The sequence below is a fragment of the Mitsuaria sp. TWR114 genome (genome assembly GCF_007997345.1).
The window spans coordinates 1-8,843 of sequence record NZ_VOSR01001093.1 but is presented as its reverse complement, the minus strand read 5'-3'; the positions used below and the strand labels follow the sequence as shown (position 1 = coordinate 8,843).

7 protein-coding genes and 1 pseudogene are annotated in these 8,843 nt (G+C 70.8%); 6 read left to right on the top strand and 2 right to left on the bottom strand.

The annotated features are described in order from the left end of the window. The 4 genes and pseudogenes from FUT87_RS29710 to FUT87_RS31230 form a co-directional block, all read left to right on the top strand. A pseudogene (locus FUT87_RS29710) lies at positions 1-1,393 on the top strand (hypothetical protein); the annotation flags it as partial. Further along, a complete protein-coding gene (locus FUT87_RS27680; protein ID WP_222617331.1) occupies positions 1,345-3,126 on the top strand; it encodes an SWIM zinc finger family protein in 1,782 nt (593 codons plus the stop codon). The pseudogene FUT87_RS29710 and the gene FUT87_RS27680, both read left to right, overlap by 49 nt. A 316-nt stretch (positions 3,127-3,442) precedes the next feature. Further along, positions 3,443-5,236 (top strand): reverse transcriptase family protein, encoded by a 1,794-nt coding sequence (locus FUT87_RS27675; RefSeq protein WP_255512094.1) that lies wholly within the window; start codon positions 3,443-3,445, stop codon positions 5,234-5,236. After that, the gene (locus tag FUT87_RS31230) at positions 5,131-5,358 is read left to right on the top strand and encodes a hypothetical protein (protein WP_255512093.1); all 228 of its coding nucleotides are present in this window, start codon (positions 5,131-5,133) and stop codon (positions 5,356-5,358) included. Before FUT87_RS27675 ends, FUT87_RS31230 begins: the two co-directional genes overlap by 106 nt. 9 nt (positions 5,359-5,367) lie before the next feature. On the opposite strand, the gene FUT87_RS27670 is transcribed toward FUT87_RS31230, so the two are convergent. Then, on the bottom strand, positions 5,368-6,051 hold the full coding sequence (locus FUT87_RS27670; protein ID WP_147243041.1) for a YitT family protein: 684 nt from the start codon (positions 6,049-6,051) through the stop codon (positions 5,368-5,370). A gap of 76 nt (positions 6,052-6,127) precedes the next feature. Continuing rightward, complete coding sequence (locus FUT87_RS27665) at positions 6,128-7,156, bottom strand: amidohydrolase family protein (RefSeq protein WP_091727526.1); 1,029 nt, start codon at positions 7,154-7,156, stop codon at positions 6,128-6,130. Between the two features lie 204 nt (positions 7,157-7,360). Between FUT87_RS27665 and FUT87_RS27660 the strand changes: the two genes are divergently transcribed. Together FUT87_RS27660 and FUT87_RS27655 are read left to right on the top strand one after the other, a co-directional pair. Next, a complete protein-coding gene (locus FUT87_RS27660) occupies positions 7,361-8,539 on the top strand; it encodes an NAD(P)/FAD-dependent oxidoreductase (protein WP_147241190.1) in 1,179 nt (392 codons plus the stop codon). 86 nt (positions 8,540-8,625) lie between these two features. Then, positions 8,626-8,843: hypothetical protein (locus tag FUT87_RS27655; protein WP_404935481.1), on the top strand; the 218-nt coding region annotated here is incomplete at its 3' end.

Genomic DNA, 8,843 nt, shown 5'->3' with positions numbered 1-8,843 from the left:
CCACGGCCTGGCGCTGCTCGCGCCGCCGCAGCCGCTGATCGAGGAGCTGCTGGCCGCGCTGCTCGCGGTCGATGCCGCCGACCCCGGCCTGGACGAGGGCGCGACGCTCATCGAGCAACTGCTGGCCGGCCCGCTGGCGCCGGCCGCGTCGGAAGCGGTGATGCCGCGGCTCGGCGCGCTGCTGCCGCTGCTGGACCATCCGTCGGCGGCCGTCGTGCGCGTGGGCGTGAGCTGGCTGCTGCTGCATCCCGCCGGGGTCGCGCTGCTGCCGCCGGCGCTGATGACGCGGCTGATCACCGCGGAGGATCCCGAGCGTCGCGCCGGGGGCGTGCGTCTGCTGGCGGCGCTGCCCGACGAGGTGCTGCGCCGCCAGGTCGATCTGATCGGCGACCTCGCGACCCATGCCCATGCCGGCATCCGCGCCGCGATCGGATCGGCGCTGCTGCGCGTGGCGCGCGACGACGCCGACTTCGCCCGCCAGGTCGCCGACCGCCTGCATCGCTCGCTGTTCCAGACGGAAAGCGGCGAAGGCGCCCATGCCGATGCGCTGCGCTGGCTGACGCAGGACCTTGCGCCGCACGCGCCGGCCCGCGACGCCGCCGGCAGCTGGCGCGCGCTGCAGGCGCGCAGCACCGGCGCACAGCGCTACGGTGCCTGGGCGCTCACCACGCTGACCCCGGACGACTTCTCGCTGCGCCAGCTCGCCACGCTGGTCCGCCATGCCGATGCCGGCGTGCGCGCCTGGGCGATGCGGGCGCTCGACACCCGCCTGCCGCCGGTGCCCTCGCACGAGCAGTCCGAGCAGCTGCTGCCGCTGGCCGAATCGAGCTTCGACGATGCGATCGCGTACACGCGGACGCTCTTCGGCGAGCGCTTGCCGGACGAGTCCCTCGCCGTCGAATTGCTGATCGCATGGGTGGACCATCCGCAGGCCTGGGTGCAGGCGCTGGGCCGCGCGCGACTGGTGCGCCGCATGAGCGCCGCCGACGCGTCGCTGTGCCTCACGCGCCTGAGCCAGCACCCCGGCACGCAGGTGCAGCTCTTCGTGACGCAATGGCTGCTGGAGCTGCCGACCGATGACGCGCCCCGGCTGGCGCGGCAGCTGCGCGCGCTGACGCCCTACTTCCTCACGGTGCTGAGCCAGGTCCATCGCGGCCGCGCCGCCAAGTCCCGCGTCACCGCCTTCCTGCGCGCGCAGATCGCGGCGCCGGAGACCGCCGAGGTGGTGGCGGAGATCTTCGCGCGCCAGGTGGTGACCGCCAGCCTCACCGACAAGCCGCAGTACATCGCCGGCCTGCGCGACATCGCCGCGCGGCATCCCGGCATCGCGCTGCCCTTCCTGAGGTGGCACTCGCCCGCCGGCGCCACCACGACCACCGCCGACCCGGCCTGACGACGATGCAGTTCCGCTACAAGTACTACGGCAGCACGACCGTCGACGACACCGCGGCGTCGCAGTCCTTCCACTTCGCGCCGGACACGCTGCGGCCGCCGACCGCCTTCGACGGCCTGCTGCGCAGCGCGTCGCACGCGCACCTGGCGTTCCGGGAGGCGATGTCGGCGCTGCATGCCATCGTCGTCAGCGACCAGCGCTACCGCGGTCGCGACAAGTCCGTCTACCGGCAGTGGCTGGCGGAGAACGAGCAATCGCTGCTGGCGCGCTTCATGTCGCGCTCGGCCGAGCTCAAGCAGTCCAGCGAGACGCTGAACACCGAGCTGCGCACGCTGCGCGCGAGCAAGCAACGCGTGCTCGCGCCCTTCTACAAGGCGCAGCAGGCCTATTTCAACTGGTTGTTCTGGAACCACCGCGACGCCTGGTACGTGCTGGACCCGGTCATCACCGTGCATCCGGAGCGCCTGCTGTTCGAGGCCTTCAGCCAGGACGAATCGACCTACTGCGCGGTGAGCGTGCGGCACGACGTGTTCGACCGCACCGGCGAGATGGCCTGCGGCACGACCAACATCGACTACTCGGCCAGCCTGCACGACGAGTTCCAGAAGATCCGCGACTACAAGACGACGCGGCTGCAGCTCGATCCCGCCGGCTTCACCGTCGCCACCGGCGACGACCCGGCCTTCCGCGAGGAGAAGATCGACCTGCCCGACAGCTGGGTCCGCGGTTTCCTGCAGGTGTCCAGCGCGATGACGCTGCCGGCCACCGTCGTCGAGCTGCATCCGATGGACCTGCACAACCTGTGCGCCGCGCTGCGCCAGCGCAAGGAGCGGGCGGGGCCGCGCTCGCTGCGCTTCGAGCTGTCGCCGGGCGGGCCGGCGCGGATGGTGCTCGAGCCCTGGAACCAGATCTTCACCGCGCGCCGCAGCGCCATCGTCGGCGCGCCGCTGACCGCGCCGCAGACGATCCGCGTCTGGGGCCGCCGCCGGCTGCTGACGCTGGAGCGGCTGATCGCGCTGGCCACGCGGGTGCGCGTGCACCTGCTGGGATCGGGCATGCCCAGCTTCTGGGTCATCGAGCTGGGCGACATCACCGTCACGCTGGGCCTGTCCGGCTGGACCGCCAACGACTGGTCCGATGCCGGCCGCTTCCACCTGCTGCAGCCGCGGCACGAGGTCGCCGAGGCGACGACGCTGTCGGTGGCCGCGGCGCTGCAGTCGCAATGGATGGCCTCGTCGGCCGAGCTGGCCTCGCGGACGCAGCTGCCCCGCGGCGATGTCGACGCGGCGCTCGGCCTGTGGGTGCAGGCCGGCCGCGCGGTCTTCGACCTGCCCACCGGCCGCTACGCCTGGCGCGAACTGACGCGCGAGCCGCTGCCGCTGGCGACGCTGCGTTTCTCCAGCCCCGAGGAATCGACCGCGCTGGCGCTGATCCACGAGAAGCGCGTCAAGCTGCGCGACATCACGCCGCAAGGACAGCGCCTGGTCATCGACGGCGAGGTCCGGCTCAAGGACCGCAGCCACGCGCCGCGCCTGGTCCTGAACGCCGATCAGCAGCTGGTCGACGGGCAATGCGATTGCAATTTCCATCGTCAGAACCGCCTGCGTCGCGGCCCCTGCGCGCACCTGCTGGCTCTGCGCCAGCTCGCGCAGCCGCGGCTGGCCGAATGGTCGCCGGCGGCGCCGGACGCCGTCGCGGCCGCAACACCTGGCACCCGTCCGGAGGCGGCATGACGAGGCTTGTGGTTAAACTGATTTCGAGTGCAGCGCGCAGGCTCTTGCAACCCGGGCGGTGTTTCGCCGTCCTTGCCACCTGCCGTTCCATGCGTCACGGGCGCCGTCTTCACTGTGCCGCGCAGCACCACCGTCGCAGATTCCCATGGGGCTTCCCTGAAGCGAATCGTGCGACGGTGGTGCGCGCGGCGTCGAGTGGACAGCGCCCGTCCCTCAAGCCTTCCAGGCTCTTCGACGAGAAGCGCGCTGCACTCCCCTTCTTCCCCTTCCACCGCTTGTCCGCCGCGTCGCCGGCGCCGCTCCCAGGAGGCGCCGCATGAGCGACCGCGTCCCCACCCGCGCCGAGATCATCGAGCGCATCCGCGCCTCGTCCAAGGACGCCTTCGTCCTCGAGGAAATGCAGCGCCTGGGCTTCTGGCCCGCGGGCGAAGGCAAGCCCTCGATCGAGGCCGCGCTGATCCAGCGCGAGCTCGAGCTGATGAAGGCGCTGGAGGACATGCAGCAGGAGCTGCGCAGCCACAGCGATCCCGAAGCGGCGCTCAAGCGGATGCGCGAGGAGCGCCTGGCGCAGGCCCGCGCGAAGCGCGAGGCGACCGCGCAGGCCCGCGAGCAGCGCCGCCACGAGCGCGCGCTGCGCTGGCACGAGGCGCGCAAGACCGACGCTGGCTACCTGGGCGAGGGCGTGTCCTGCGGCCTGCGGCCCGCTGCCGCCGGTGCCCCGGCCCGGCCGCTGGCCGACGGGCTTCCCGCCCTCGCGACGCCGCTCGAGCTGGCCCGCGCGATGGGCCTGACGCTGCCCGAGCTCAAGTTCCTGTGCTTCCATCGCGAGGTCGCGCGCACGTCCCACTACCGCCGTTTCCTGTTGCCGAAGAAGACCGGCGGGCAGCGGACCATCTCGGCGCCGATGCCGCGGCTCAAGCGCGCGCAGTACTGGGTGCTGGACCAGGTGCTCGCCAAGGTGCCCAGCCATGCCGCCGCGCACGGCTTCCTGCCGGGGCGCAGCATCGTCACCAACGCCACGCCGCATGCGGGGCGCGAGGTGGTGATCAACCTCGACATCCAGGACTTCTTCCCGACCATCACCTTCCCGCGCATCAAGGGCGTGTTCCGCGGCCTGGGCTACGACGAGCGGGTCGCCACGATGCTGGCGCTGCTGTGCAGCGAGAACCCCTGCGACGAACTGGAGGTCGACGGCGAGCGCTTCTTCGTCGGCGGCAAGGGCCGTGACCGCGTGCTGCCGCAGGGCGCGCCGACCAGCCCGATGCTCACCAACGTGCTGTGCCGCAGGATGGACCGCCGGCTGCAGGGCATCGCCGACAAGCTGGGCTTCGCCTACACCCGCTACGCCGACGACCTGACGTTCTCGGCCTCGGGCGAGGGCGCGGGCCAGGTCGGCACGCTGCTGCGGCAGGTGCGCCACGTGCTGAAGGACGAAGGCTTCACGCCGCATCCGGACAAGCAGCGCGTGATGCGCGCCGGCTCCCGGCAGGAGGTCACCGGCGTGGTCGTCAACGACAAGCCCTCCGTCTCGCGCGAGGAACGCCGCAAGCTGCGCGCGGCGCTGCACAAGGCGTCGCGGGAGGGCGTCGAGGCGGCGACCTGGCAGGGGCAGCCGGCCACGCGCGAGGTGCTTGTCGGCTACGGGCGTTTCGTCGCGATGGTGGACCGCGAGCAAGGCGCGCCGCTGCTGAAGCAGGCCCTGGCCTTGCCGGGCGGCGCGGCGAAGCGGCGCTCCGCCTTCGGTGCGCTGTTCCGCCAGAAGGCCGCGCCGGCGAGGCGCCCGTGCTCGCGCGTGGCGCCTGGTGGCAACCGGCGGAGCCTCCGGAACCGGTGCTGCAGCAGACCGCCGGCCAGATCAAGGCGGCGCGGCAGGCGCGCCTCAACGACGAGCGCACCGCGCGCCGCGGCGGCAAGCCGCCCGCGCCGAGCCGCACCGATCAGCGCCGGGCCGAGCAGGCCCAGCGCCTGGCGGACCACGAGGCCCAGCGCGCCGCCCGCCGCTCGGTGGGCGTCGCGCCGGGCGCGGCCGGGGCTGATCGGCCCTGGCTCCTCTACGTCAAGCAGTTCGCGCTGCTGCTCGGCATCGCCGCCGGGCTCAAGTCGGAGCTGATCCTGTACGCCGGCGTCATCCACCTGCTGCTGCGCATCAAGTCGCGCGACCGCGGCTGGGGGGAGTTCTGGCTCGGCATCGGCCTGCTGGTGCTGGTCAACGCCCTGCTGTTCCGGCGCTGAGCGCGGACCTCACAGCACGGCGTAGCGGCCGGGCTTGTGGTTGACCGCGATGAAGAGATTCATCACCACTGCCGCGAGCACCGAGTACGCGACCCGCTCCGGATCGACCACCGTCAGCGCGAGCAGCACGATGGCGCAGTCCATGGCCATCTGCACCTTGCCGGCGCGCCAGCCCTTGGCCTTCTGCAGGTAGAGCGACACGATGGTCGCGCCGCCGAGGCTGGCGCGATGACGCGCCAGGAACAGGCAGCCCGAGCCCAGCAGCGCGCCGCCCAGGATCGCGGCATAGGCCGGATGGATGCGGTCGATGGCGAAGAGCTTGGGCGAGAACTCGGTCATCACCGACAGCAGCGCGATCGAGACGAAGGTCTTGAGCGTGAACTCGCGGCCCATGCGGGTCCAGGCGAACCAGTAGAACGGCAGGTTGATCAGGAAGAACAGCTTGCCCAGGCTGACGCCGGTCGCGTAGTGCAGCACGAAGGCCGCGCCCGCGGTGCCGCCGGTCAGCAGCCCGACCTGCGCGAACAGGATCAGCGCCAGCGACACGAACAGCGTCCCGGTGAAGATCGCCTGCGCATCCTCGAAGGGCGTGTGCGAGCGGATCGCCAGGTCGGCGAGCGGCTCGACGGCGGCGGGTGCGGCGGCGGATGCGGCGGCGGACGGCGGGGTGGGGTCGTTGGGCGTGGCGCTCATCCCAGGCACGAAGCAGAAAGCATGCCCGGGAGTGTCGCAGCAGGCGGGGCGGCTGGCGCTTGTCCCTGGGCGCGTCTCAGCGCCCCTGCGCCTTCAGCCGCGCGTCCAGCCGCGGGAACACGCGGCGCGCATTGCCCTCGTAGACCAAGTGCCGCTCGGCGTCGCTCAGGTGCGGCGTGGCCTCGATGTAGCGCTTGGTGTCGTCGTAGGAGTGCCCGGTCTCGGGATCGATGCCGCGCACCGCGCCAATCATCTCGGACGCAAAGAGCACGTTCTTCACCGGGATCACTTTCGTCAGCAGGTCGATGCCGGGCTGGTGATAGACGCAGGTGTCGAAAAAGATGTTGTCCAGGAGGTGCTCGTCGAGCAGCGGCTTCTTGAGCTCCTGCGCCAGCCCGCGGAAGCGCCCCCAGTGGTAGGGCACCGCGCCGCCGCCGTGGGGGATCAGGAACTTCAGCGTCGGGAAGTCCTTGAACAGGTCGCCGGTCAGGCACTGCATGAAGGCGGTCGTGTCGGCGTTCAGGTAGTGGGCACCGGTCGTGTGGAAGCAGGCGTTGCAGCTGGTGCTGACGTGGATCATCGCGGGGACGTCCAGCTCGACCATCTTCTCGTAGAGCGGATACCAATGGCGATCGGTGAGCGGCGGGCTGGTCCAGTGGCCGCCGGAGGGATCGGGATTCAGGTTGAGGCCGACGAAGCCGTAGTCGCGGACGCATTTCTCCAGCTCCGGCAGGCAGCTCGCGGGATCGACGCCGGGACTCTGCGGCAGCATCGCGGCGCCGACGAAGTGATCCGGGAACATCGCCGCCACCCGCGCGCAGAGCTCGTTGCAGATCGCCGCCCAGGTGGACGAAGTCTGAAAGTCGCCGATGTGATGCGCCATGAAGCTGGCGCGCGGGCTGAAGATGGTCAGGTCCGAGCCGCGCTCCTTCATCTTCTTGAGCTGGTTGGTCTCGATGGACTCGCGCAGCTCATCGTCGGAGATCTTCAGCGCGCTCGCGCTCGGCGCCTTCGCCGGGTCCTTGAGCGCGGCGACCTGCAGGTCGCGCCAGGCGCCCAGCGCCGCCGGGGCCGTCGTGTAGTGTCCGTGGACGTCGATGATCATGGGGGTCTTTCTATCGGCTGCGGCGGATTGTGGACAGCCCGGCCCCATCGTCCTAGGTATGGCCAGGACTAGCTGCTATTCAGATCCGGCATGGCGGCGCGAGGGCGGGGAGCCGGATGCGTTAAGCTCCCGCGCCCGCCGCGATGCGCCCTCCGCGCGCCGCCGGGCAAGGATTCACAGGTCGAAGGGAAGTGTGTGCAGGACGTGCGGGACACCGATGTCGTGATCATTGGCGCGGGTGCCGCGGGGCTGATGTGCGCCGCGCTGGCCGGGCAGCGCGGCCGCCGCGTGCTGCTGGTGGATCACGCCAACAAGGCCGGCAAGAAGATCTTGATGTCCGGCGGCGGCAACTGCAACTTCACCAACCTCTATACCGAGCCGGCCAATTTCCTCTCGCAGAACCCCCACTTCTGCAAGTCGGCGCTGGCGCGCTACACCCAGTGGGATTTCATCGCGCTGGTCAACAAGCATCAGATCCCGCACCACGAGAAGAAGCTGGGCCAGCTGTTCTGCGACAACAAGTCGATCGACATCCTGCGCATGCTGCTGGCCGAGTGCGAGGCCGTCGGCATCACGCCGATGCTGGAGACCTCGGTCGACCGGATCGAGAAGACGGAAGGCGGCTACCGGCTAGAGACCTCGGCGGGGCCGACGCAGTGCCAGTCGCTGGTGATCGCCACTGGCGGCCTGTCGATCCCGACCATGGGCGCCACCGGCTTCGGCTATCAGGTGGCCCGCCAGTTCGGTCACCAGCTGCTGCCGACGCGGGCCGGGCTGGTGCCGTTCACCATCACCGACCAGCTCAAGGACCTGTGCAACGAGCTCAGCGGCACCTCGGTCGACTGCCTGGTGAGCTGCAACGGCAAGAGCTTCCGCGAGAACATCCTCTTCACGCACCGCGGCCTGAGCGGCCCGGCGATCCTGCAGATCTCGTCCTACTGGCTGCCGGGCCAGGCGGTGGAGATCAACCTGCTGCCCGACCTGGACGTTCCTGCCTGGCTGGCGCAGCAGCGCAACGACCGGCCCAATGCCGAGCTCAGGACGCTGCTGGCCGAGCTGTTCACCAAGAAGATGGCGACGTTGATCGCGGAGCAGTGGTTCGTCTCCAAGCCGATCAAGCAGTACGCCCACGCGGAGCTGGAGCAGATCGCGCAGCGCCTGTCGGCCTGGCAGGTGGTGCCGGCGGGCACCGAGGGCTACCGCACCGCGGAGGTGACGCTGGGCGGCGTCGACACCAAGGAGGTGTCGTCCAAGACCATGGAATCGCTCAAGTCGCCGGGGCTGTACTTCATCGGCGAGGTCCTGGACGTCACCGGCCACCTGGGCGGCTTCAACTTCCAGTGGGCTTGGGCCTCGGCGCATGCGGCGGCGCAGTACGTTTAGAGACACGCCCTGACACCCGGGAGTGACGAATAGCCGGTTACCCTGCCGGCCGTTCCAATCGACGCTTCGTCGACCAGGGAGATCACATGACCAAGACGATCCGATCCGGCGCCGCGCCCGCCGTGCGCCGCCGCCCCTTGCTGGCGGCCGGACTGGGCGGCGTGCTGGCCGCGCCGGCGATGCAGGCCCTGGCCGCACCGGCCGCCGCCTCGAGCGCCTCGAACGACTTCAGCGCCGCCGGCTTCGACGCCTGGGCCGAACGCGTCGCCGCCGAGCGCATGCGGCATGCGCCGGAGCACGCCAC